The following is a 23,723-nucleotide window of genomic DNA, read 5'->3' on the forward strand; positions in this document are numbered from 1 at the left end:
CAGAAGAGATGTGCTTTTACTCCCACAAACTCAAGTCTCCGGCTCCGCGCCGAGCGATACGCGCGCTGCCATCGGTGTAATCAATAACCGATGTCGCCTCGTCACCGCCGACCGGTGCCACAACGACTAGGTCAACTTGAGAGCCAATCTTGTCATCAACATCAAAGCCATCGCTCATGACCTCGCTGTGCCCCGGAAGAATCAGCGATGAGGCAACCAAGGGCTGACCGAGGGCAGACAGAATTGCTTGAACAACGCGGTGGTCTGGAATACGCACACCGATAGTGTGCTTCTTCTTGTTAAGCGTCATTCGGGGAACTTCCTTAGTTCCAGGGAGAATGAAGGTATAAGGCCCCGGAGTCGAGGCCTTCATCGCACGAAACTGCGAGTTGTCCATAATGACCAAGTCACCAAGGCGCGCAAAAGTATCACAAAGAAGTGAGTAATTGTGCTTCTCGTCAAGGCGACGAATGACGCGGATACGATCAATTCCAGATTTATTTCCCAGTACACACGCGAGCGCGTAACCCGAATCTGTCGGTATAGCAACTAGCCCACCGGAGTTGAGCACATCGACGACGCGATCAACAAGGCGAGTCTGCGGATTCTCGGGATGAATTTCAACAAAAGACATGATGTTCCTTCATTCACTCGAGGTCTGACGCAATGGCAATCTGAGTCAAAGCATCGCGCAGATCGTGCGGAATATCCTCATGATTAAGAGCTGCAAGGAAACTGCCAAGCCCTTGGTTCCAGCATGAGTCCAAGCGGGTCAAAAGTTCAACCTCACAGCGGGCGTGTGTCAAAATCCGATGGATTTCGCGCGTACGCTTGTCTTTTTCGCTCATAGCCTCACGGGTCACCAGGAATTGAGCGCCCTGCGTCGGAAGGAAAGTCCCCAACTCTATGAGTTCGGCGCGGACGTTCGGGCCAAGAAGACGAAGCGACAGTTCTCGCTGTTGGGGAAGAGAACCCAAATCTCCCACAGCTGCCTCGACTCGCAAGATTCCCTCATCATCATTCCAGTGAATCTTTGTTCGAACGAGGCTCTCATCACTGTCACGGTCCTCGAGCAATTCATAATCGCCATCGGCACCTGTTACAACCAAGATCTCAAGAGCATCAGGATTCTCAACGCCGACATATGCTTGGCGTCCCAAGGCTCCAAGAACGCCGTCCGATTCAGGCTTCGCTGCGCGACCGCACAGGGGAATAACACTTCCCGCCCGAGCAAAAAGCGGAGTGCGCCCCAGATCGGACCAACACGCGATCTTTCGATCTCCCGCATAGGCGAGATTCGCCATCAAATCAACCCAGGTTCCCTCTGGTAACCAAGCGTTGCTTACGCTCTTACCGGTGGCCTCGTAAGAGGGGGACGTCGCCGGGGCGACAATCATCTGGCTACCGAAACGGAAGCAATTGGGAACTTCCCATGACTGCTCATGGCCATCATGTTCCCAATACATCGGGCGGATCAGCGGGAGCAGTTCTTCACGTCCGTTAAGCTGCTCGGAATGCAAGTACCCGACCAAGCGGTGTCGCAAGCGCAGGTATTCCTCTTGGATATCGCAGTGCGGCTCATCGAAGACCCAGGGTTCTTTGCGAGTGAAGGGATTATTCGATGAGTGAAGCCTCATGATCGGGCTAAAGACGCCGCTCTCCACCCAACGCGTCTCCAATTCGGGATCACGACGCCCAAGCATATGGCCGCCAATATCGTGGCTCCACCAGCCGTATCCAATATTCGAAGCGGTCGCAGTAAACTCCGGCTGGAAGTTCAAGGAGTCCCACGTAATGTAGGTATCGCCGGAGAAGCCCAGCGGGTAGCGCTGAGAACCCGGACCGCAGTAGCGCGAAAGGGTGAGTCCTCGTCCACGGCGGTGCGCGCTATCGAGATAGTGGTAGTGGTTCAGTACCCACAACGGATCGAGGCCAGGCGTTGAACTGTGTTCTCCCTGCTGCCAATCGACCCACCAAAAATCAACTCCCTGATCCTCAAGAGGATGCAAGATCTCTTCAAAATAGGCGAGCATAAACTCTGGGTCTGCAGGATCAAAAAGCACCGTCTGACCAGACTCGGGATCAATTCCCATGCGAGTCGCAAGACGCTTGTATCCTTCTTCGAAATAGCGGATTCCATCCGCTGGATGCAGGTTGAGCGAAGTGTGAAGGCCACGCGCATGAAGAGAGGAGAGGAAACGCTCGGGATTTGGGAAGAGCTGCGGATCCCAGGTGTATCCAGTCCACCCAGATCCTGCTCCTTCCGGAGGCTCAGTGATATGCCAATCCATGTCGATCACCGCGACAGATACAGGGACCGCGCGGGAAGCAAAATCGTCCATGACCCGCAGATATTCTTCCTCGGTGTATCGGTGATAGCGACTCCACCAATTACCCAAGGCAAAGCGGGGAAGAATCGCTTGAGGCCCGCTCAGGCGATAGAAGGAACGAACCGCCTCAGGGAAGTCTTCGCCTGCGGCAAAGATATAAATATCTGTATGTTCGGGCCGCGAAGGCAAGAAGTTACCGTCTTCACCTACCGGGCAGGTGTCATCCATAAGTGAGACGATTCCGCGGCCATCGACCACCCCGCGGTCGAGTTCGCATCTGCCGTCAACCGTGTCAAGAGTGCGGCAAGTCCCTCGCAAGTTCCGGCCTTGAAGCCAGGGAAACTCCCGGTCTGTCCCCCATCGCCAGGTTCCCCCCCAGCTGTCTTCTTCGCGTACCTGTGCCCAGAGTCCATTAGAGCTGGGGGCCTCGCCGTCATAGTGAAAGTGCATATGCGCAGTTTCAATACTGATCGAGCCGCAGGGGTCACGGTCGATTCGCAGTACTTTCGGAGTAACGCACTCTCGCTGAGCCATCATTTGTGTCGGCCCATCGACAAAGTTTCCCTGCGGATCCCATTCAAGGCGAATCACTGTGTCTGAGAGGACCTGAATTCTCCAGCACGTCCCGCTCACCACCTGTTGAGAAGGTGGTGCTACTACAGCGGAAGGCAAAAGATGCGGGGGAAGAATAGCCATCTCGTATCACTCCTGGGAATCGGCATCGGGTCCTGCTGAAGGACTAGCCTAATCCCTTCTAAGCCCTTGTGCCTATTCGCATTCATCTAAGTTTTGGGGTGGATGATGCGCATCATCCACCCCAAAATCATACAGAGAAAAATCCCTGAGACGTCCTACTTTTCGCTGGACGCCTGAGTATCTTCTTCGCCTCGTTTCTTTGGCTTAGCATCAACGCCAGCTTCCTTGCGCTGTGCAGGAGTAATGGGCGCAGGAGCATCGGTCAGCGGATCGTAGCCGCCTCCCGACTTCGGGAAGGCAATCACGTCACGAATCGATTCGGATTTAGTCAGCAGGGACACGATGCGGTCCCACCCAAAGGCGATGCCGCCGTGCGGCGGAGCACCAAACTTGAAGGCATCGAGGAGGAACCCAAACTGTGTTTGTGCTTCTTCCTCTCCAATTCCCATGACCTTAAAGACGCGGTTTTGGATATCGCGACGGTGAATACGGATCGAGCCGCCACCAATCTCGTTGCCGTTGCAGACAATGTCGTAAGCGTAAGCCAGTGCGTTTCCAGGATCCTGGTCAAAGGTGTCGAGCCATTCGGGCTTTGGCGAAGTGAAGGCGTGGTGGACTGCCGTCCACGCACTGTGTCCAAGCGCAACATCGCCTTCGGCCTCGGCATCTCCGGTCGGCTTGAACAGAGGCGCGTCAACAACCCAGGTGAAGGCCCACGCATCGGGATCAATGAGGTTGCACCGCTTACCGATTTCCAAACGAGCGGCGCCAAGCAGCTCGCGCGAGGCGGTAGGCTTACCGGCAGCAAAGAAGATGCAGTCACCGGGCTTGGCGCCAGTTGCCTCGGCGAGGCCAGCGCGTTCGGCGTCGGTAATGTTCTTTGCAACGGGACCGCCCAGGTTTCCTTCATCGTCGATCGTGACATAGGCCAGGCCCTTTGCGCCGCGCGCCTTGGCCCATTCCTGCCACTTGTCGAAGGTACGGCGAGGCTGCGAGCCACCACCGGGCATAACAACCGCACCGACGTAGGGGGCCTGGAAAACACGGAAAGTCGTGTCTTTGAAGTAGTCGGTCAGTTCGACCAGCTGCAGGCCGAAACGCAGGTCCGGCTTATCCGAACCATATTTCTCCATCGCGTCCTTGAAGGTCATGCGAGGAATCGGAGTCTGAAGGTCATAGCCGATCAGGGCCCAGACGTTCTTCATGATTTCTTCGGCAACTGCGATGACATCGTCCTGGTCAACGAAGCTCATTTCGATGTCGAGCTGAGTGAACTCTGGCTGGCGATCAGCACGGAAGTCCTCATCGCGGTAGCAACGCGCGATCTGGAAGTAGCGCTCCATTCCAGCGACCATCAGCATTTGCTTGAAAAGCTGAGGAGACTGGGGAAGTGCGTACCACGAACCGGGCGCGAGACGTGCAGGAACAATGAAGTCACGTGCACCTTCAGGGGTGGAACGTGTCAACGTCGGCGTTTCGATTTCGACGAAATCGTGAGCGTAGAGAGTATCGCGGGCCGCACGTGAAACCTTCGAGCGCAAACGTAGCGCGTATTGTTCCGGTTCGCGGCGGAGGTCAAGGTAGCGGTACTTCAGACGAGTTTCTTCACCAACGTTGCCTGAATCTTCAGCGTTGGAAGAAACCTGGAAAGGAAGAGGTGCCGAGGTATTGAGAATCTCAATATCGTCGCCCATGACTTCAATAGCACCCGTTGCAAGATTCGGGTTTTCATTGCCTTCGGGGCGAGCGCAGACCTCTCCGGTCACTTTCAAAACGAACTCGCTGCGCAATTCGTGGGCAACGCGTTCATCGCGAACGACCACCTGCGCAATTCCCGAAGCATCACGGAGATCGATGAATGCAACACCGCCGTGGTCACGACGTCGATCGACCCATCCGGTCAGGGTGACGGTTTGGCCGACAAGGTCAAGGCCAAGCGTTCCAATATTGTGAGTGCGAAGCACTGTTTTTCCTTTCGTTGGTACCATCCGCGAGACGAGCGGCGGCACGGACATCATACTCCTTTCACGCCGTTGAGCCGGGAAAATACCTGCGTCCACACGTAGTTGATCAGGCAAGCATTGTAGAAGTGACTCTCGAAAGTGTGTAACGTGTGTTGCTATGGGTTCACGCTCCGATTCTCAGGCGTGGTCGAGTGCCGAAAAAGGGCTCATGCTCTCCGCAGTCATTTTGATTACGCTTTCCGCTTTTGAATCGCTTGCAACAACGACGATCATGCCGAACGTCGTTGCGTCTTTCCATGCAGACTCTTGGTTTTCAGTTGCTTCGGGAACCGCACTCATTACGAACCTCATCGCCAACGTTCTTGCCGGTGGACTCTCCGACGCAATCGGCGTCAAAAGAGTGTTTGCATGGGGACTCATACTTTTCTGCGTCGGATTACTCATCAGCGCCTTCGCGCCGCATATCGCGGTCTTCGTTCTTGGCCGTCTCGTCCAGGGCCTCGGAGGAGGATTTATCATCGTCCCCCTTTACGTCCTTGTCGGTGCGATAGCCACTCCCCTGCACCGTCCGCGTTATTTTGCAGCATTCTCACTCTCGTGGGTGTTCCCTGCCCTCGTCGGGCCCGCTCTTGCCGGATTCGTCGCAACTTATTGGGGATGGCGAATTGTTTTCGGCGTCGCACCCTTCCTCGCAATTTTTGGAGCTATCCCCTTACACTCTGTTCTCAAGGGACTGGTCAGTACGCCTCACGGGCATCTGCCCTCTGCGCGTTTCCTTCGCTTGGCATTGGGTTCAGGTTTGGGTGTCTTCCTCTTGCAGATCTCGGGAACTTTTCACTCGGTGTGGGCAATGTCAGCGGTTGGAGCCCTCGGCTTCGTGCTCTCAATCTTCACCCTGCCTCACTTGCTTCCGAAGGGAACCTTTAAACTCAAGCGCGGAATCCCCGCTCTTGTCATGACGCGTCTGCTCATGATGGGAGCAGTGACTGGTGCGGAAGTCGTCATGCCTCTTCTACTCCAGCGCATCCACGGGTGGAGTGCGAATAGAGCTTCACTTGCCGTCACTATCGCAACGCTTTCGTGGGCGAGCGGCGCTTTCATTCAGTCGCAGTTCAAGAATCGACGCGTGCGCCTTCTACTTCCCAAAATTGGTTCCTGCATGATCGTGATCGGTCTTGCTCCGCTGTCAATGCTCCTCAACCCGTCCCTCCCGAAATGGCCTGTCTTCATTGCCTGGCTGTTGTCCGGTATCGGAGTTGGTTTCACGCACTCAACCATCTCTGACTTCACCTTGGGTTCAACCGATCCCTCAATGCATGGACGAGCATCCTCGTGGCTTCAGGTTGCCGATTCAGCCGGCGCAGCCGTCGAGCTTGCCTTCGTCTCTCTTGCGCTGGCTCTCTGGAGTGCTCTCGGATTCACGGGCCCCATTGCTTATCTCCCCGCAACCTTCATCGCACTTTCGATCGCTGTCGTGGGAGTCTTCGCAGCAGTGCGAACGCGCGAGGAAGATCTCCTCCCCCGCGCGTCCGTGTAAGTTGCTCGTGCGACTCAGCGACCGAAGCGACGCTTAGCTACCTTCTTCGAGGCCGACTTACGCTGCGGCTGCGCAAAGCGACCACCGCGCGTCGAACGCTCGCGATCTCCAAAGCGACGCTCGCCTCGGCGATCATCAAAACGACGCTCTTCGGAGTGAGGAAGATGACGCCCGCGTCCCCGGTCGAGGCGGTGGCTCCCCTCACGGGATTCCTTACGTGCAATTGGACTCTTCTTAGGCGCGTGTGCTTTACCGTCGGGCCCCTCATCGACACGGATTCGCAAGGCACGTCCAGAAACATGAGCCTTGGAAATACGCGTCATAGAATCTGCAGTGAGATCTGTATGGATCTCAACCAAAGAGAAAGTCGGGTAGATATCAATGTGGCCGATATCTGCGCCCGAGATGCCGCCTTCACCGGTGATTGCACCAACGATGGCACCAGGCTTGACGCGGTCCTTCTTACCAACCTCAATGCGGTAGCGAGTGCCGGTTCCCACCGCGTGACGAGGCGTTGTCGAAGTCTTACGCCCCTTAAGCGGACGCTCACGATCACGGCCGCCCTCAAAGCTCGCCCTGGCAAATTCACCGGACTCATCGAGTTCTTCTTCGCGGCGAATTTTGCCGTTTCCTCGCCGGTCGTCAGCAATTCGTGCATTCGGCCCCTCATCACCAACAGCATTAGCCAAGAGTGCGGCGGCGATATCTTCAATCTCAAGCGAGGTTGTATCGTGAATTTCGTCAAGAAGCGTGCGGTATAAATCCAGACGGCCCTTTTCGATTCGCTCGCCAATCGAATCGAGAATCCGGCTGGCTCGGAACTGGGAAACCGCAGCGGGAGAAGGGATCTCGACTTCTTCCATGGGGGTACCGGTAAGCTTCTCGATCTTGCGAAGTCGGCCATGTTCCCGAGGCGTAAAGAAGGTGAGCGATCGACCTTGGCGTCCCGCGCGTCCCGTTCGTCCAATGCGATGAACGTAAGCTTCGGCTTCGCGAGGCACATCGAAGTTCACGACCAAACCAATTCGTTCAACATCGAGGCCACGTGCAGCAACGTCGGTCGCAACCAAAACGTCCAAAGAACCGTTCTTCAAGCGCTCGACCATCCGCTCGCGCTCGGTTTGCGCAACATCGCCGGAAATACCCGCCGCTTTAAAGCCTCGAGAATTCAATTCGAGTGAAATTTCTTCGACATCGAGGCGCGTGCGAACAAAAACGATCGCAGCATCGGATTCTTCTGTGCTCTGGTGCTGCGCACGCGTCGCCAAGACGCGTGACAAAGCACCGATCTTGTGCTTGTAGGGAACCACCGCATAGGTCTGGTGGATAGTATCAACAGTCGATGACTCTTCAGATACTGCGATCTTGAGGGGATTTTTCAGATGCGTCTGGGCGATCTTTTCGATTGCGGCAGGCATAGTCGCAGAAAAAAGCGCTGTGAGGCGATCGGAAGGAACCGAAGACGTAATGGTTTCAACGTCTTCCGCAAATCCCATACGAAGCATTTCATCAGCTTCATCAAGGACCAGCATTGAGACGTGGCTCAGATCTAAGGCGCCCTTTTCGATCAGATCAATGACGCGCCCCGGTGTGCCCACAACAACCTGGGCTCCGCGCTTGAGCGCGCCGATCTGCGGTCCGTAGGCGGAACCACCGTAGACCGGGACAACATCAATATCGCGGCTTCGAGAAGCAAAGTCCGAGATTGCCTGTGCGGATTGCATCGCCAGTTCACGCGTGGGAGCGAGAACAAGTGCTTGCACATGGCGTTCATCCGAATCGATCAGGGCAAGTAGAGGTAAGCCGAATGCGGCCGTCTTTCCGGTCCCGGTCTGAGCGATTCCAACGACATCGTGAAGCTCAAGAAGTGCAGGAATTGCCTCGGCTTGGATCGGAGTGGGAACTTCGTACCCCATCTGGGTAATGGCTGCGAGAAGATCATCGGGAAGACCGAGATCAGCAAAGGTCGTTTCAGTGGGGTTTTCGGGTGCAGTGGACACAAGTTTCCTTCAAGTAAGCGTCGCTCAGAGTCGACTTCACGGATGAAGCGCGACCCCACACCGTTTTCACCGCCGAGGCTATGCCCGACCACCATTGGGTAGCGCCTCGTTGCCTAGCAAGGCTATCAGGTCAATGCTCTAGAAACAGTAGTGCCTTCGGTGAGATCGCACACCGAAGGCACCTGAAGCTTAGTCGTTCGAGTCGTGCGTAGGAACGACCGAGGGATGAAGATCCTCTACCGGAGGCTGCCAACTGTAGATATCAGCTTGCACCTGTTCACCTGAACGAATGTCTTTGACGGTATCCGCTTCGCCTTCGCTTCCTGGGAACCATACGAAGGGAATCCCGCGCTTGTCAGCAAACTTAATCTGTTTGCCAAACTTCGCCGCGCTGGGGGCAACATCGGTGGGAATCCCGCGCTTACGCAAGATCGTCGCAAGAGCGTTGCAGTGTTGGCGCTGTTCCTCATCTGCGACTGCAATAACAACGCAGGTAGGCACCTTACGAGAAGCTGTCACTATGTCCTGTGAAAGGATCCGTGACACCAGGCGAGAAACACCAATAGAGAGGCCAACACCGGGATAGCTTCGTTTTCCGTCCTTGGCAAGAGAATCGTAACGTCCGCCCGAACAGATCGACCCCAAGTCCTCGTGACCAACGATTTCACTTTCGTAAACGGAACCCGTGTAGTAATCCAGTCCACGAGCGATCTTCAGGTCAGCCAGAACAACACCGGGCATAGCCTCCCCGGCTTGCTCAACCAATGCGCACAGTTCATCCAAGCCCTGGGTCAGTGTTTCACTCAATACACCAAGTGCGTCTACCTCCGAGCGAAGATGCTTTGAATCCTCGGTACGGATCTTTGCCATGCGCAAGAGCACGTCGATTTGCGGCTGTTCAAGCCCGGCCTCGGCAAGCTCTTCAGCCACGCCTTCAGGCCCAATTTTGTCAAGTTTATCGAGGCCGCGTAGTGCAGACTCAACATCATCGACGCCAAGCCCCTCACAAATCCCCTGGACAACCTTGCGGTTATTGACCAAGACATGAACGGGAGGGATCGGCAAAGACATCAAAGCCTCAGCCATCACTAAGGGCAGATCCACCTCATAGTGGAAGGGCAGCTCCCCCAGGCCGACAACATCAATATCTGCCTGAGTGAACTCTCGGAAGCGACCGTCCTGTGGGCGTTCACCGCGCCAGACCTTTTGGATCTGATACCGCTTAAACGGAAAATCGAGCTCGTTGGCGTTCTCGATCACGTAACGCGCGAAAGGAACAGTCAGGTCAAAGTGAAGGCCCATCTGGCGTTCCTTTGAGGAACGTCCGCCTTCTTCTTTCAGCGCTTGAAGACGGTCCAGGACGTAGATTTCTTTCGAGGTTTCACCCTTGGATTGAAGCTGCTCAAGAGTCTCAACGGCGCGAGTTTCGATTCCCGCAAATCCGTGAAGCTCAAAAACCGAGCGAATATGGTCCAAAATCGCTTGTTCAACGATCCGCCCCTGCGGGAGCCACTCCGGGAAACCTGAAAGTGAAGTACGTGCCATGAGTCCTATTCTTTCACGCGCCGGCTCACATGTCGGCGCAAGTAACTAACCGATGCTTCGAGCGCGCCTAATGTAGGTATTCGTCTCCAGCTCATCTCCCATGGTCGTTGCAACCGAGTGCCCTGGGAAGAGGATTGTCTGCGGATCGATCACATTGGCGAGCGTACGCAAGGAGTGACGCATCTGGGTCTCATCACCGCCGGGCATATCGGTTCTGCCAACAGAGCCCGCGAAAATAACGTCACCACTGAGCGCCCAAGGAACAACAACCTCGGTATCGAGCGCACGAGTGCTGTTCCAGAACACAGTGAGTTCCGATGCGCTCAAGAAGAGCGCCGAACCTTCGGTGTGCCCAGGGGCGGGAAGCATACGCAAGTAAACACCGCGAACGTACTCGAAAGTATCGACTGGACATTCCTTAACGAGCGCGGGCTTCACCCACGGCGCATTCACTTCCTCAGGAAGCGGAAGGCTCACATGCGAGGCCGGATCATCCAAACGGTACACGTCAGGACCCGGGATCCACACCGGAGCGGGACCATCTGGTGCCCACGAGGCGATCTCTGCGCAATCCCAGACATGGTCAGCATGACCGTGTGTCGCCAGTACTGCACCCACGTAGGCGTTATCTTCTTCCAGCGCCTCTCGAATATTTTCGCGAGCACCAAAAGAAGGGTCGACAACAAGAGATTGAACCGGTTCGTTACCTTCGCTTCTGGGCGAAATGACATAGCAATTCGCACCATAGAAGGGCGTCGGGATCACATGGATCCGAATTCCCTGGCTCACGAGAGCGTCGAGGAAATCTGATCGAACCATGCCTTCTTGGTTTCCAAGGCCTGCGTCAACTCACGAACGCGAGCATCGTCGCCTTCAGCCTTTGCGGCCTCGAGTTCTTCACGCAACTGCTCAAGTTGTTCTTCAAGCTGTCCAAGCATTCCCGTTGCACGCGCACGAGTTTCGGGGTTCGTTCGACGCCACTCAGCTTCTTCCGCCTGGCGCAAAGCATCTTCAACGGCGCGCAGTCGAGACTCGATCTTTCGGAAGTACTCAGAAGGAACACGACCGATCTCTGCCCAACGATCCTGAATCGAACGAAGCGTGGACTTGGCTTCCTCGTGGTTCGTGATGGGAAGCAGCGCCTCAGCTTCCTTGAGGAGCTCTTCCTTTGCACTCAAGTTCGCCTGGTACTCGGAATCAACCGCAAGGTCATTACGGTGACGAGCATCAAAGAAGGCCTGCTGTGCGGAGCGGAATCGCGCCCACAGTGCATCGTCCTCGCGGCGGGATGCTCGCGGAGCGCGCTTCCACTGTTCCATCAGATCACGGAAGGCAGCAGAAGTTTCACCCCAGTTGGTGGAATCCTTTAGCGCCTCGGCACGAGCAATAATCTCTTCCTTCACGCGCTTGGCTTGACCTTGACGCTCATCAAGTTCAGAGAAGTACTGACGACGTCGGCGGTCGAACTGCGTACGGGTTGCCGAGAAACGCTTCCATAGTTCGTCCTCAGTGCTCTTATCGAGGCGCGGACCCCTGCGCTGCATCTGCTTCCATTCTTCGAGGAGATCACGAAGCAGCTGACCTGATTGTTTCCAGTGAATCTTCGAAGATTCCTTGGCCAAAATCGCTTCAGCGCGCTCGACCAGCGAGGTACGTTCGGCAAGTGCCTGTTCCTTTGCAAGGCGACGTTCTTCCTTCGCCTCTTCCTTACGCGCCTGGGCGCGCTCTTCAACAGCATTTACGCGCGCGCGCAATGCAGGCAAATCACCGATTGCGTTAGGGAGGGCAACAGCCTCCTTGAGGGTCGCCAAAGTCTGGTCGATTTCCTTGGGACCAAGTGAAGCCAGTCGATCTTCAAAAAGCTTGATCGTAGCTTCAAGATCCGCATAACGACGCGTATACAGAGCAAAGGGATCTGTAGGCAGGCCTTCGGGGAAAGAGCCAATCATGCGCTCTTCTTCGCCGTCCTTAACCCACACATTTCCCTGCGAGTCAATCCGACCAAAATCGGTCGACATTTCCGGGACTCCTGGTTGTTCGACAGTACGTGCAGCGGCAACTTCAGGCTCAACGGCCTGCGGTTCAGGCGAAGTGGTCACGATATTCCTTAGAGGTTGGGACAGTTTCCCATCCGACGCGGTGCGTGGGGGCTCCACACAGGCATACCTTCAACGGTACGCATCCATCCTAAATGAAATAGCCGCCAAACTCATAAAAAAAGGTGTGACGTTTCACTAGGATTCCACGAAGCGATACGCAGTTACTGTGCCGCCGAGGTCGATACTCGCACCGCTTCGAAAACCCCGTCAACCCGACGCAAAGCAGATAGCACGGCATTGAGGTGACTGATCTCTGCCAATTCAAAGCTGAAACGCGCCGTTGCAACTTGATCTCGCGTAGACACCGTCGATGCCGAAAGAATGTTCACGCGATAATCGGTCATGACCTTCGTCATATCAGCCAGGAGTCCTGGCCTATCCAAGGCTTTCGTCTGAATCTGAACGAGATACTGGGCTTGTGAGTGTTCACCGCTCCATGACACTTCCACGAAGCGCTCCGGATGCAGCCCCTGGAGACGGATCGCATTGGGGCATGAACTCTGATGAACTGACACGCCCTGGCCGCGGGTGATGAAGCCGATAATCTCGTCGCCCGGTACTGGCGTGCAACACCTCGCAAGCTTGACCCAAACGTCGTTGGCATTCATGCCCGCGACCGAGACGCCCTGTCCCTTCGCGCTGTACTCGCCAATTGTCGAACGATGGCTTCCGGGGGTGATTGCCTCGGAGAGAGTCTCCTCTGTTCCGTCTCCCCCACCAAGGTTTTCAACGAGCTTCGTGACGACGCTTTGTGCGGAAATATGGCCGTCGCCAACCGCTGCATAGAGTCCAGAAATATCGGGATATCCCAAAGACGTAGCAACAGAGAGCAATGAGTCATGACTCATCAAACGTTGCAGAGGCAAGTTCTGCTTACGCATAGCACGCGCAATGTGTTCCTTGCCCGCCTCGACGGCCTCTTCCTTACGCTCACGCGAGAACCAGCCCTTGATTTTTGAGCGTGCTCGTGGCGATGCAACAAAGGCCAACCAGTCTCGCGACGGACCCGCTTTATCAGATTTTGAAGTGACAACTTCAACGGTCTGGCCCGATTCAAGTCGCGTGTCAAGAGGCACGAGGCGCCCATTGACCTTCGCACCGACCGTGTGGTGGCCGACTTCGGTATGCACCGTGTAGGCGAAATCAACCGGTGTTGCCCCTCGCGGAAGGACAACGACTTCACCTTTGGGGGTAAAGACATAAACTTCTTCGCCGGAAATCTCGTAGCGAAGAGAATCTAAGAATTCTTCGGGATCGCCGGTTTCCCGTTCCATATCGACGAGTGCACGAAGCCAGTTCATCTGTTCGTCAGCACTCATTCGATCCGACTCAAGCGAATTCGCGTTCGGATTCTGCTTGTACTTCCAGTGTGCGGCAACGCCGTGCTCGGCGTGCTCGTGCATTTCGTAGGTGCGGATCTGAATCTCGACCGGACGCCCACCGGGACCAATCACCGTCGTATGCAACGACTGATAGAAGTTGAACTTTGGCATGGCGATATAGTCTTTGAAACGCCCGGGAATAGGGTTCCACCGGCCGTGAAGCGCTCCCAAAACCGCATAACAGTCGCGAACTGTCTCAACCAGCACGCGCACCGCGACCAGATCAAAGATCTCATCGAAGGCTTTATTACGAACGATCATCTTTTGATAGATCGAATAGTGGTTTTTAGGTCGCCCGCTCACGGTACCTTGAGTTCCGGACCTGCGTAGATCTTCTTCAATCTGGGTGATTACTTCGCGTAGGTAAACGTCTCGCTCGGGAGCGCGCTCGGCAACGAGATGATCGATTTCCTCGTAGATTTCGGGATAGAGGACCTTGAAGGAGCGTTCTTCAAGCTCCCATTTGATCATGTTCATTCCGAGGCGGTGTGCCAGCGGAGCGTAAATCTCAAGCGTTTCGCGCGCCTTCTTCTTCGCGGATTCGACAGGTACGAAACGCCACGTGCGGGCATTGTGGAGGCGATCAGCAAGTTTGATGAGCAAAACACGGATGTCACGACTCATCGCGATGATCATTTTGCGCAGAGTCTCCGACTGGGCGTTTGCTCCGTAACGGATTTTGTCGAGCTTTGTCACGCCGTCGACGAGCTGTGCAATTGCGGGACCAAAATCTGCGGTGAGTTGTTCCAAGCTGTAGTCGGTGTCTTCAACAGTGTCGTGCAAAAGAGCCGCAGCAAGCGTTGGCGAGGTCATACCAACCTCAGCCAAAATCGTGGCGACGGCTACCGGGTGAGTAATGTAAGGTTCCCCGCTCTTACGCATTTGACCGCGATGGGCTTTTTCTGCCGTATGATACGCTCGCTCGATCAGTGAAATATCGGCTTTCGGGTGATTTGCACGTAAAGCACGAATCAGAGGTTCAATCTCGGGTGTCGTCGTCTTTGAACGAGCACCGAACCATACAAGTCCTGAACGCACACGTGACCCGGCCGCGGGCGGCCGGGTCACATCGTCTTTTTGCTCACTCATTCCTCAATGATACAAGTGATCTGCGGGAATGAAAGGCCCGAATTAGAAAACGACAGCAGTTTCAACCTTCACGTGAGGCTCCAGCTTTGTACGTCCCTTCAACGCCTCAAGCTCAAGCAAAATAGCAACGGCTTCAATCTTCGCGCCACACTGCTCAAGCAGTTTCACAGATGCCGCTGCAGTTCCACCCGTCGCCAACACGTCGTCGACGACAAGAACACGTGCACCTTCACGAACGAGGCCCGGATTGAGCTCCATACGTGCGCTTCCGTACTCGAGATCGTAGTCGATACCGATCACCGGACCGGGAAGCTTGCCTCCCTTTCGGACCGTAATCATCCCAATTCCAAGAGCGGTAGCCAAGGGAGCAGCGAGGATGAAGCCTCGTGATTCCAAGCCTGCTACTGCATCAATACGACCGCGGTAGTGATCTGCGAGGAGCTCGATGAGCTTCGCAAAGGCTTCTCCGTCTGCAAGCAGCGGTGTGATGTCGCGGAACAGCACACCTTCCTCGGGGAAGTCTTGAACCTCTCGCAGGTGGCTCAAGACCAAATCACTGACAACTGTGCCGAGCTCAGCGCTCATCGGCGGGCCTTCTTCCTCTTGGGTTGGGCATCATTTGCGAGGCGTCGACCGGGCTGGACCGGTGCAACGCGGACATGGTCGCTGCTGCCGCCGTCGCGTTCACGTCGACGGGCAACAATTTCATTGTGTTCCTTTGTAGAGGCACGGCGTTCTTCAAGCAAGACCAGCAAAGGCGAAGCGATAAAGATTGACGAGTACGTGCCGACGATCATTCCGACAAACAGTGCAAGTGAAATATCGGTCAACGTTCCCGCTCCCAAAAGCAAAGATCCAATAATCAAAATGGATCCGACCGGGAGCAAGGCAACGATGGAGGTGTTCAGTGAACGAACCATCGTCTGGTTCACAGCCAAGTTCACCATGTCGCCATAGGTGTAGCGGTTCTGATCATTGATTCCCTTGGTAAGCTCACGAACCTTATCGAAAACCACGACGGTGTCGTAAAGTGAGTAGCCCAAAATTGTCAGGAAGCCGATGACCGTTGCCGGCGAAACCTCAACGCGGGTAACCGCGAAGAAGCCAAGAGTCATTGCAATATCGTGGAAGAGCGCAAAAATCGCGGCAACCGACATTGTCCATGACCGGAAGTAAACCGTCATCAAAACGGCAACAAGAGTCAAGAAAATGATCAGTGATTGAGCAGCCTTCGCCGTCACGTCACGTCCCCAAGAGGGGCCAATCGAAGCGGATTGAACATCGCTGGCGTTGACGCTGTACGCCTGAGCCAAGGCCTCGCGAACCGCAAGAGTCTTCTGAGAATCCAAGGATTCCGTCTGAACACGGATACCGTCGACGCCCACCGAGGAAACGCGAACTTCAGAGGCCAAGTTGGCCTTCTGGATTGCATCGTATGCCGGCTGCTGTGAGGTGTTGGTCAGACCGGTCAGTGTAAATTGCGAACCGCCGGTAAATTCGAATGAACGGTTGAGGCCAAGAATGGCAATCAACACGATGCACACAGCAATAACGGCGTAAGCAGCTCGGACAAAGATCCGACGCTTAGGAACGATCGCATAGGACTTCTCACCCGAGTACAGGGCATTGCCCCACTGCGCGTAACTCATCATTGGTCTTCTCCCTCCTGCTTGTCCGAAACCTCAGGTGTGGCAGTTGCCTCCGCCTTTTCTTGCTCCGCCAAACGGGCAGCACGTTTGCGCTCGGCAAGTGACATGACTTCACCATCTGCGCCCGATTGCTCAGATTCGGAACCCTGCGCTGAAACAACCACACGGCCTCGGCCGGCATAAGTAATTGCCGAGCGCGCACCCAAGTGCTCGGGATCGAGACCTGAGAGCTTGTGTCCTCCACCGAAGAATTCGGTGCGAATGAGAAGCTCCATCATGGGGTGCGTGAAGAGGAAGATCACGACCAAGTCCACGACCGTTGTCACGCCCAGGGTGAAGGCGAAGCCTTGAACACCACCGACAGCGAGGACGTAGAGAACAACAGCTGCAACAAGGTTGACCGCATCGGAGACCAAAATGGTTCGCTTCGCACGATCCCAGCCTTCATCAACCGCGGCACTGAGTGGACGTCCATCGCGGACTTCATCTCGGATACGTTCGAAGTAGACGATAAAGGAGTCCGCAGTAACACCGACAGAAACGATCAAGCCCGCAATGCCAGCAAGTGACAATCGATAACCAACGGCCCATGAAAGAACCGTGATGACCAGATAGGTTAGGCATCCTGCGACGAGCAGCGAACCTGCTGAAATAACGGCAAGGCCACGGTATTGCCAAATCATGTAGAGGACAACGAGAAGCAGACCAATGAGGCCAGCCCACAGACCCTTTTCAAGATGCTCAGAGCCGAGCGTTGCAGAAATCTGCTGTTCCGATTGAACTTCGAAGTTCAAGGGCAAAGAACCGAAGCGCAACTGGTTCGCCAAAGCTGAAGCGGTCTTCGCGGTAAAGTTACCCGAAATCTGGGCCTTTCCGTCTGTGATCACAGCGTTCATCGAGGGAGCAGTAATCACCTGTCCATCCAGCACCACTGCAAAGTGGTTGCGATCAGGCTTGCCGTAGCTCTTACCGCCCTCAGTATCTTGGCTGAGATCGTAGAGCCGCTTCGATGCCTCAGCGAATTGCTTCGCGCCCTCGTCGTTGAACGTCAGATTGACGATCCATTCACCGGTCGTGTGCCCCTGTTGGTTCACGCCCATTCCGGCGCTTGCATCGGCAAGATTGGCACCCGAAACGTCAACCGGACCAAGAAGGTACTTAATGTTCCCATCCGCGTCACAAGCAGCGTAGGGCTTATCCGCGGGGGCTTCGGTGCGTCCGCCACGAGCAGTGGTGCAGTCCAAAGTGAAAAGGTCATAGCGAGCCTGCTCCGTGGCCCACTTCAGATCCGAGTTACTTTCGGGATTCTCACTGGGTGTATCAGAAAGAACGCCGTCTTTATTGATATCAGCAAGCTCCTTAGCGCGCTCTTCGCTCAGTGCGGTAGTGACCAAGCTCGGGCTTGCAGACGCCGACGGCGATGCGCTCTCTGAAGGAGAAGCACTCTCAGGAGCCGATGCAGACTCTGAAGGAGAAGGAGACTCACTGTTCTGAGGATTCGTCACTTTCGCTTCTTGGCTCGCCGAGGGCGTAGGCGTCCCCTGCGACTGCGTCACTGCAGGAAGCATCGCCAGAACCGGACGGAAGTTCATCTGCGAAGACGAACGAATCAGGTCCAGGGTTTCCTGGGAAGGAGTACCGGGGATCGACACAGAAATATTGCTCGACCCCAGAGAAGAGATTTCAGACTCAGACACACCGGATGCGTCAATACGCTGGCGAATAATGTTGATCGCTTCGGTGATATCGCTTTCAGTAACCTCTCGATCGCCCTGTCCCGTCGAAACTGGGGTCAAAATAAGCTGCGTTCCACCTTGCAGGTCCAGAGCCAAGGAAGGCGTGTAGGAAGCGCCCTTATTCGTCAGTTTTCCGACGACAAGCGAGGCTGTCCCGAGAACAAAAATAAAGATGAGAGTAAAGAGTGCGCGCCATGGATGGCGCTTTTGAGTTTTCACGATGGGCTGCCTTTGGGTCCCTTAGGGGATTACTTCGTGTCGGTGGGGTTTTCCTGCGAATCCAAGCCGAGGATAGGTTCTTCTTCCGGCTCTTCTTGCGTATCGTCCTGGTTGTCAGACTCACTGCCTTGGAAGGGAAGTTCTTCAGCAACTTCAAGAACTGCGCGCTGATCCCAGTAAGTTTCGGAGCCGCCGGGAGTTTCAAGAATGATGATCTCGCCGTCTTTGTCAACAAAGCGTCCCCAGAATCCGCAGCGCATGCGAACCCACGCACCCGGAACCATCATTTCGTTGCGACGTCGTTCTGCTTCTTTTTCTTGCTCCATCATGCGCTTGCGGGCACGAGCATTCATCACAAACATGGCAACGACTGCGATGGCAAGGAAGAGCAGGAATTTATAATCCACGGTGTGTCTTTCTTCTAGGGGCAGATACGCACGATAACTATCCGCATACAGTCTAATAGCTACGCTTGGTTTTCGGTGACATACCGTCCGGGTTCACAAAAATCACTCAAAAAGCGTCGATTCAGGCGGCGGAGTAAGCCCTAAGTGTTTCCAAGCCTTCGCCGTCGCCATGCGCCCGCGTGTCGTCCGCAAAATGAAGCCTTCACGCACCAAATAGGGCTCCGCAACCGTCTCGACAGTTTCTGCTTCTTCTCCAACCGTGACAGCCAAAGTGGTCAGTCCCACCGGTCCCCCGGCAAAACGACGGCACATCGCATCCAAAACGGCGCGGTCGAGTCGGTCCAAACCAAAGGCATCAACTTCAAAAAGCTCGAGAGCTCCCCGAGCGGCCTCAAGAGTGAGCTGCCCATTTCCACGTACCTGCGCAAAATCGACGACTCGCCGCAGTAGACGGTTTGCGATACGGGGAGTGCCTCGAGAGCGTGAGGCAATTTCATGGGCAGCCTGTGCATCGATGGGCGTAGCGAGGAGATCAGCAGAACGCTTCACAACCATCTCTAGGTCTTCAGTCGAATAAAACTCCAGATGTGCCGTAAAGCCGAAACGATCGCGAAGAGGCGCCGGCAAAAGCCCCGATCGCGTCGTTGCTCCGACGACAGTGAAGGGGGGAAGGGTCAAAGGAATTGAGGTTGCCCCGGGTCCTTTTCCTACCACCACGTCAACGCGGAAGTCTTCCATCGCCAGGTAGAGCATTTCCTCGGCTGTGCGCGCAAGACGATGGATTTCGTCAATAAAGAGGACATCGCCTTCTTGGAGGCCGGACAAAATCGCCGCAAGATCACCGGCATGTTGGATGGCGGGACCAGAAGTCAGTCGCAGTGAGGTTCCCATCTCCGCTGCAATAATCATGGCCAGGGTCGTTTTTCCTAGCCCGGGAGGGCCAGCAAGAAGCACATGGTCAGCGCTCGCGCCTCGTGCACGAGCAGCATCGAGCACCAGTTGAAGCTGATTGCGCACGACACTTTGACCCACAAACTCACTGAGACGCTTGGGGCGAAGTGCAGCCTCGGCAGCCCTCTCGAGTTCTCCGGCATCCGGAGCAACAATGTTGATCGAGGGCTCAAATTCATCGGCCATTAGCGCCTCCCAGCTTCATGAGTGCAGCCCGCAAAAGATCGGAAGCGTTAAGCCCGTTTCCACCGAGCTCAGACAGGACGTTCTCCGCCTTTGTTTCATTCCATCCAAGCCCGATGAGCGCGGCCTTCACTTCTGCTTCAACCACCCCGGCTGAGGGCGCCGAGGCCTCGGGAAGCTGCGCGGGAAGACCCAGTTTGTCCCCCAATTCAACGAGCATTCGCGAGGCAACTTTCTTTCCAACTCCCGGAATGCGCGAAAGCGTTGCCGCATCCTGGTCAACGACGGCTCGGCGCAGATCATTCGGGCTGAAGACAGACAGAGCGGCTAGTCCAATTCGAGGTCCAATTCCGGTCACAGACATGAGAATCTCGAAGACTTTTCGTTCTTCTTCGGTCTTAAAACCATAGAGAGTCAATGCGTCTTCGCGAACAATTAAGTGGGTGTAGAGCTCAACCTCATCTCCCTTGTGCAACTCGCTTGCCAAGGGCGGAACAATGAAGACCTTAAAGCCAAGTCCCCCGTAGACCACGACAACATCGTCGACGCCAACTTGCGCCACTGTGCCGAGAACTCTGGAAATCATGACTTCACCTCAAATCGATGGGACCAAACATACGTACGATACCCTAGCTGCGCCGCCGCCTGGGATCGACCGCGCCGGTGCGGCGCTGAGCCGCTTGCGCTTGTGCCCACATTTCTTGTGCGGGAGTCAGCTGTCCGCGCGCAGAGAGCTTTCCTGAAGAGGAAACTGCAACCGTTGAATCCGATCGAGCTCCAAGAAGTCCGGTCCCCCGCCACGCATGGCAGATCGCTATCGCGAGGGAGTCCGCAGCATCTGCAGGCTTGGGCGGCTTATCTAATCCGAGAATACGAGCAACCATATGCTGGACTTGCGCTTTGTCGGCATTGCCGTTTCCCGTGACGGCACTTTTCACTTCGGATGGAGTATGGATCGCCATCGGCAGCCCCGCGCGCCCCGCTGCAGCAAGGGCTACGCCCATAACCTGCATTGTTGTCGAAACGGAACGCAAATTGTCTTGTGCAAAAACCTGCTCGATGGCAACCACTTCAGGATGGTAGAGCCCAATGACGCGATCAATCGCATCGGCAATCTTCGCCAAGCGAAAATGCTGAGCAAGCTCAGTTGACGAACGCGCGACACCAACGAAAACCATCGAGGCCCGACGAGTCGCATCGACGTCTACAACGCCGAGTCCACACCGCGTAATACCTGGGTCAATACCCAATACCCGCATCTTCAGGCTTCTCCGCGGATCATCCGTACGAAAAGGTCATGGAATCGTGAGTCTGAGCCGATCTCTGGATGGAAAGAGGTTGCCATGGCGTGGCCGCTGCGAACAGCAACAATGGGGCCATCAGGCAGATTCCCCGCGCGGGCAAGAACCTTCACGTCATTGCCGACCGACTCAACCCAGGGAGCACGGATAAAGACCGCCGGGAAAGGCGCGCCTTCAATCCCGTCGATGAAAAGATCTTCTTCGTACGAATCGACCTGCCGCCCAAAAGCATTGCGGCGCACAACCATATCGATCGCAGCAAAGGAACGCTGGTCGTCTCGGCCGTCAAGGATATGCGTAGCGAGCATGATCATTCCCGCGCAGGTCCCGTAAACGGGCATCCCATCCGCGATTTTCTTCGATAGCGGATCGAAGAGGCCGAAAGACAGAAGCAGATTCGACATGGTCGTCGATTCCCCGCCGGGAATAACGAGGCCGTCGACAGCGTCTAGTTCACTTTGACGTCGCACAAGGACAGCGCGGGCGCCGGATTCTTCCAGCGCCCGCACATGTTCTGCGACATCGCCCTGAAGGGCAAGGATGCCGACCGTTACCATCCGCGTTCAGCCAATCGATGGTCAACAGGAAGATCGTCAACGTTGATGCCAACCATTGCCTCACCGAGGCCTCGGGAAACCTCAGCGATCACGGCGGGATCATCGTAGAAGGTCGTTGCCTTGACGATTGCGGCCGCACGCTTCGCGGGATTGCCGGACTTAAAGATGCCGGAGCCCACGAAAACGCCTTCTGCGCCGAGCTGCATCATCATTGCAGCGTCCGCGGGAGTAGCAATACCGCCAGCGGTGAAAAGAACCACGGGAAGGCGTCCTTCACGAGCAACCTCAGCGACCAGCTCATAGGGAGCCTGCAGTTCCTTCGCGGCAACGTAGAGTTCGTCTTCAGGCAGTGAGGTGAGACGGCGAATTTCGTCGCGGATCTTGCGCATGTGCGTAGTCGCGTTCGATACATCGCCGGTGCCGGCCTCGCCCTTGGAGCGAATCATCGCGGCGCCCTCGTTGATACGACGAAGAGCCTCGCCAAGATTGGTCGCACCACAGACGAAGGGAACCGTGAAGTTCCACTTGTCGATGTGGTGGGAGTAGTCCGCGGGGGTCAAAACTTCTGACTCGTCGATGTAGTCGACGCCCAAAGACTGAAGAACCTGAGCTTCGACAAAGTGGCCAATGCGGGCCTTTGCCATGACCGGGATCGAAACGGCATTAATGATGCCGTCGATGAGATCCGGGTCAGACATGCGGGCAACGCCACCTTGAGCGCGGATGTCAGCGGGAACGCGCTCAAGTGCCATAACGGCAACTGCACCGGCGTCCTCGGCAATCTTTGCCTGCTCAGGAGTAACGACGTCCATGATGACGCCGCCCTTGAGCATCTGAGCCATGCCCCGCTTCACCTGCGGAGTTCCGACCTCGCGTGTGGTCGTCTGCTCAGTCATCCTTTACTCCTCTTCTTCCAGCTGGGCGCGCACCTCGTCGGAAAGAGACATATTCGTGTAGATGTTCTGCACGTCGTCTGAGTCTTCGAGTGCATCGATCAGCTTGTTGACCTTAAGAGCGCCTTCGAGGTCAAGTTCAACCTCGGTAGAGGCAACGAATTGAGTTTCGGCCGAATCGTAGTCAATACCGGCTTCCTGCAGCGCAGTGCGGACCGCAACGACATCACTGGGATCACACTCGATGACGAAACCCTCACCGAGGTCTTCAACTTCCTCTGCTCCAGCGTCAAGAACAACTTCCATCAGTCGGTCTTCATCAACGCCCTCAGCCGCAGGAACCTCAATGACACCGCGCCTTGAGAAGAGATAGGAAACAGATCCGGGATCGGCAAGAGAACCGCCCTGACGCGTGAAACCAAGGCGAACATCGGATGCTGCACGGTTACGGTTATCGGTCAAGCACTCCACGAGGAAAGCAACACCATTGGGGCCGTAGCCTTCATACATGATGGTCTCGTAGTTTGCGCCGCCTGCTTCTGCACCCGAACCGCGCTTGATGGCGCGCTCGATGTTGTCTGCGGGAACAGAGTTCTTCTTCGCCTTTTGAATAGCGTCAAAAAGGGTGGGGTTACCAGCAGGATCGCCACCACCTGTACGAGCAGCAACTTCAATGTTCTTAATGAGTCGTGCGAAGAGCTTACCGCGCTTGGCGTCAATCGCCGCCTTCTTGTGCTTGGTAGTCGCCCACTTAGAGTGTCCCGACATTACTTCTCCCTTTTGGGCTGGATTAATACTGTGTCAGTCTACAGCGCATCTACAAACTTCCCCACCGGGCACGCGTTTTATGGGACAATGCCACAGATCTGTCAGTGGACTTGCACTGCGAAACAGACGCATCATCGTGGGAGGATTCGCCATGGCTTTGGGACACGGTATTGAGCACTCGGTGTGCTCAACGCGAGAGTGTGAGAATCCCGCGGAATTTCTCATTGAGTGGTCGAATCCTAAGATTCACACCGGCCGCACGAAAAAGTGGCTCGCGTGCGCAGATCACAGGCAGTTCCTCATGGACTATCTCAGATACAGAAATTTCCCTTACGAGGTCAGCGTTTTCTCTGACTCCCCGATGCCTTCAGATTCCCCCACCCGCGAAGAGTAATTGCCGAGGCCGTGGAGGGGTTG

The 23,723-nt window shown here is 55.6% G+C and carries 19 protein-coding genes; 1 reads left to right on the forward strand and 18 read right to left on the reverse strand.

Annotated elements, in window-relative coordinates:
• Positions 1-16: 16 nt before the first annotated feature.
• From BQ8011_RS06670 to aspS, 3 genes are all read right to left on the reverse strand, one after another.
• Positions 17-634, reverse strand: coding sequence for an L-threonylcarbamoyladenylate synthase (locus tag BQ8011_RS06670; RefSeq protein ID WP_072455841.1), 618 nt, complete (start codon positions 632-634; stop codon positions 17-19).
• Positions 635-647: 13 nt separating this feature from the next.
• The gene (locus BQ8011_RS06675) at positions 648-2,780 is read right to left on the reverse strand and encodes a glycoside hydrolase family 31 protein (RefSeq protein ID WP_231945290.1); all 2,133 of its coding nucleotides are present in this window, start codon (positions 2,778-2,780) and stop codon (positions 648-650) included.
• Between the two features lie 401 nt (positions 2,781-3,181).
• A complete protein-coding gene (gene aspS, locus BQ8011_RS06680) occupies positions 3,182-4,990 on the reverse strand; it encodes an aspartate--tRNA ligase (RefSeq protein WP_173656061.1) in 1,809 nt (602 codons plus the stop codon).
• Between the two features lie 157 nt (positions 4,991-5,147).
• On the opposite strand from aspS, the gene BQ8011_RS06685 reads away from it, so the two are divergent.
• Positions 5,148-6,527, forward strand: coding sequence for an MFS transporter (locus tag BQ8011_RS06685; RefSeq protein WP_072455845.1), 1,380 nt, complete (start codon positions 5,148-5,150; stop codon positions 6,525-6,527).
• A 14-nt stretch (positions 6,528-6,541) separates the two neighbouring features.
• Here BQ8011_RS06685 and BQ8011_RS06690 read toward each other — a convergent pair whose 3' ends face one another.
• The 15 genes from BQ8011_RS06690 to BQ8011_RS06760 form a co-directional block, all read right to left on the reverse strand.
• Positions 6,542-8,527, reverse strand: coding sequence for a DEAD/DEAH box helicase (locus BQ8011_RS06690; RefSeq protein ID WP_072455847.1), 1,986 nt, complete (start codon positions 8,525-8,527; stop codon positions 6,542-6,544).
• 189 nt (positions 8,528-8,716) lie between these two features.
• Positions 8,717-10,072 (reverse strand): histidine--tRNA ligase, encoded by a 1,356-nt coding sequence (gene hisS, locus BQ8011_RS06695; protein ID WP_072455849.1) that lies wholly within the window; start codon positions 10,070-10,072, stop codon positions 8,717-8,719.
• A gap of 45 nt (positions 10,073-10,117) precedes the next feature.
• Positions 10,118-10,849, reverse strand: coding sequence for an MBL fold metallo-hydrolase (locus BQ8011_RS06700; protein ID WP_173656071.1), 732 nt, complete (start codon positions 10,847-10,849; stop codon positions 10,118-10,120).
• An 8-nt stretch (positions 10,850-10,857) separates the two neighbouring features.
• Positions 10,858-12,171 (reverse strand): DUF349 domain-containing protein, encoded by a 1,314-nt coding sequence (locus BQ8011_RS06705; RefSeq protein WP_072455851.1) that lies wholly within the window; start codon positions 12,169-12,171, stop codon positions 10,858-10,860.
• Between the two features lie 161 nt (positions 12,172-12,332).
• Entirely contained in the window at positions 12,333-14,642 is a 2,310-nt protein-coding gene (locus BQ8011_RS06710; protein WP_072455853.1) for a RelA/SpoT family protein, read from the reverse strand.
• A 42-nt stretch (positions 14,643-14,684) separates the two neighbouring features.
• A complete protein-coding gene (locus tag BQ8011_RS06715; RefSeq protein ID WP_072455855.1) occupies positions 14,685-15,227 on the reverse strand; it encodes an adenine phosphoribosyltransferase in 543 nt (180 codons plus the stop codon).
• Positions 15,224-16,294: a protein translocase subunit SecF gene (gene secF, locus BQ8011_RS06720; RefSeq protein ID WP_072455857.1), complete on the reverse strand. Its 1,071-nt coding sequence runs from the start codon at positions 16,292-16,294 to the stop codon at positions 15,224-15,226. The genes BQ8011_RS06715 and secF overlap by 4 nt, the downstream gene beginning before the upstream one ends.
• On the reverse strand, positions 16,291-18,246 hold the full coding sequence (gene secD / locus BQ8011_RS06725) for a protein translocase subunit SecD (RefSeq protein ID WP_072455859.1): 1,956 nt from the start codon (positions 18,244-18,246) through the stop codon (positions 16,291-16,293). The genes secF and secD overlap by 4 nt, the downstream gene beginning before the upstream one ends.
• Positions 18,247-18,275: 29 nt before the next feature.
• The gene (locus BQ8011_RS06730) at positions 18,276-18,653 is read right to left on the reverse strand and encodes a preprotein translocase subunit YajC (RefSeq protein WP_034503479.1); all 378 of its coding nucleotides are present in this window, start codon (positions 18,651-18,653) and stop codon (positions 18,276-18,278) included.
• Between the two features lie 102 nt (positions 18,654-18,755).
• On the reverse strand, positions 18,756-19,790 hold the full coding sequence (gene ruvB, locus BQ8011_RS06735; RefSeq protein ID WP_034503482.1) for a Holliday junction branch migration DNA helicase RuvB: 1,035 nt from the start codon (positions 19,788-19,790) through the stop codon (positions 18,756-18,758).
• On the reverse strand, positions 19,780-20,373 hold the full coding sequence (ruvA, locus tag BQ8011_RS06740) for a Holliday junction branch migration protein RuvA (RefSeq protein WP_072455861.1): 594 nt from the start codon (positions 20,371-20,373) through the stop codon (positions 19,780-19,782). Before ruvA ends, ruvB begins: the two co-directional genes overlap by 11 nt.
• Before the next feature lie 43 nt (positions 20,374-20,416).
• Positions 20,417-21,046, reverse strand: a complete 630-nt coding sequence (gene ruvC / locus BQ8011_RS06745) for a crossover junction endodeoxyribonuclease RuvC (protein WP_072455863.1) — start codon at positions 21,044-21,046, stop codon at positions 20,417-20,419.
• A 2-nt stretch (positions 21,047-21,048) separates the two neighbouring features.
• Positions 21,049-21,645, reverse strand: a complete 597-nt coding sequence (gene pdxT / locus BQ8011_RS06750) for a pyridoxal 5'-phosphate synthase glutaminase subunit PdxT (RefSeq protein ID WP_072455864.1) — start codon at positions 21,643-21,645, stop codon at positions 21,049-21,051.
• Positions 21,639-22,541, reverse strand: a complete 903-nt coding sequence (pdxS, locus tag BQ8011_RS06755) for a pyridoxal 5'-phosphate synthase lyase subunit PdxS (protein ID WP_034503492.1) — start codon at positions 22,539-22,541, stop codon at positions 21,639-21,641. Before pdxS ends, pdxT begins: the two co-directional genes overlap by 7 nt.
• A 3-nt stretch (positions 22,542-22,544) precedes the next feature.
• Entirely contained in the window at positions 22,545-23,306 is a 762-nt protein-coding gene (locus BQ8011_RS06760; RefSeq protein WP_034503495.1) for a YebC/PmpR family DNA-binding transcriptional regulator, read from the reverse strand.
• Positions 23,307-23,723 lie beyond the last annotated feature (417 nt).

The sequence above is a fragment of the Actinomyces marseillensis genome (genome assembly GCF_900155605.1).
Lineage (GTDB): Bacteria > Actinomycetota > Actinomycetes > Actinomycetales > Actinomycetaceae > Pauljensenia > Pauljensenia marseillensis.

What these genes read in the sequence shown, in the direction of transcription:
- BQ8011_RS06670 (WP_072455841.1), bottom strand. Translation starts at nt 634, where the DNA reads ATGTCTTTTGTTGAAATTCATCCCGAGAATCCGCAGACTCGCCTTGTT.
- BQ8011_RS06675 (WP_231945290.1), bottom strand. Translation starts at nt 2,780, where the DNA reads ATGCACTTTCACTATGACGGCGAGGCCCCCAGCTCTAATGGACTCTGG.
- BQ8011_RS06685 (WP_072455845.1), top strand. Translation starts at nt 5,148, where the DNA reads ATGGGTTCACGCTCCGATTCTCAGGCGTGGTCGAGTGCCGAAAAAGGG.
- hisS (WP_072455849.1), bottom strand. Translation starts at nt 10,072, where the DNA reads ATGGCACGTACTTCACTTTCAGGTTTCCCGGAGTGGCTCCCGCAGGGG.
- BQ8011_RS06710 (WP_072455853.1), bottom strand. Translation starts at nt 14,642, where the DNA reads ATGAGTGAGCAAAAAGACGATGTGACCCGGCCGCCCGCGGCCGGGTCA.
- BQ8011_RS06715 (WP_072455855.1), bottom strand. Translation starts at nt 15,227, where the DNA reads ATGAGCGCTGAGCTCGGCACAGTTGTCAGTGATTTGGTCTTGAGCCAC.
- secF (WP_072455857.1), bottom strand. Translation starts at nt 16,294, where the DNA reads ATGATGAGTTACGCGCAGTGGGGCAATGCCCTGTACTCGGGTGAGAAG.
- ruvB (WP_034503482.1), bottom strand. Translation starts at nt 19,790, where the DNA reads ATGGCCGATGAATTTGAGCCCTCGATCAACATTGTTGCTCCGGATGCC.
- ruvA (WP_072455861.1), bottom strand. Translation starts at nt 20,373, where the DNA reads ATGATTTCCAGAGTTCTCGGCACAGTGGCGCAAGTTGGCGTCGACGAT.
- ruvC (WP_072455863.1), bottom strand. Translation starts at nt 21,046, where the DNA reads ATGCGGGTATTGGGTATTGACCCAGGTATTACGCGGTGTGGACTCGGC.
- pdxT (WP_072455864.1), bottom strand. Translation starts at nt 21,645, where the DNA reads ATGGTAACGGTCGGCATCCTTGCCCTTCAGGGCGATGTCGCAGAACAT.
- pdxS (WP_034503492.1), bottom strand. Translation starts at nt 22,541, where the DNA reads ATGACTGAGCAGACGACCACACGCGAGGTCGGAACTCCGCAGGTGAAG.
- BQ8011_RS06760 (WP_034503495.1), bottom strand. Translation starts at nt 23,306, where the DNA reads ATGTCGGGACACTCTAAGTGGGCGACTACCAAGCACAAGAAGGCGGCG.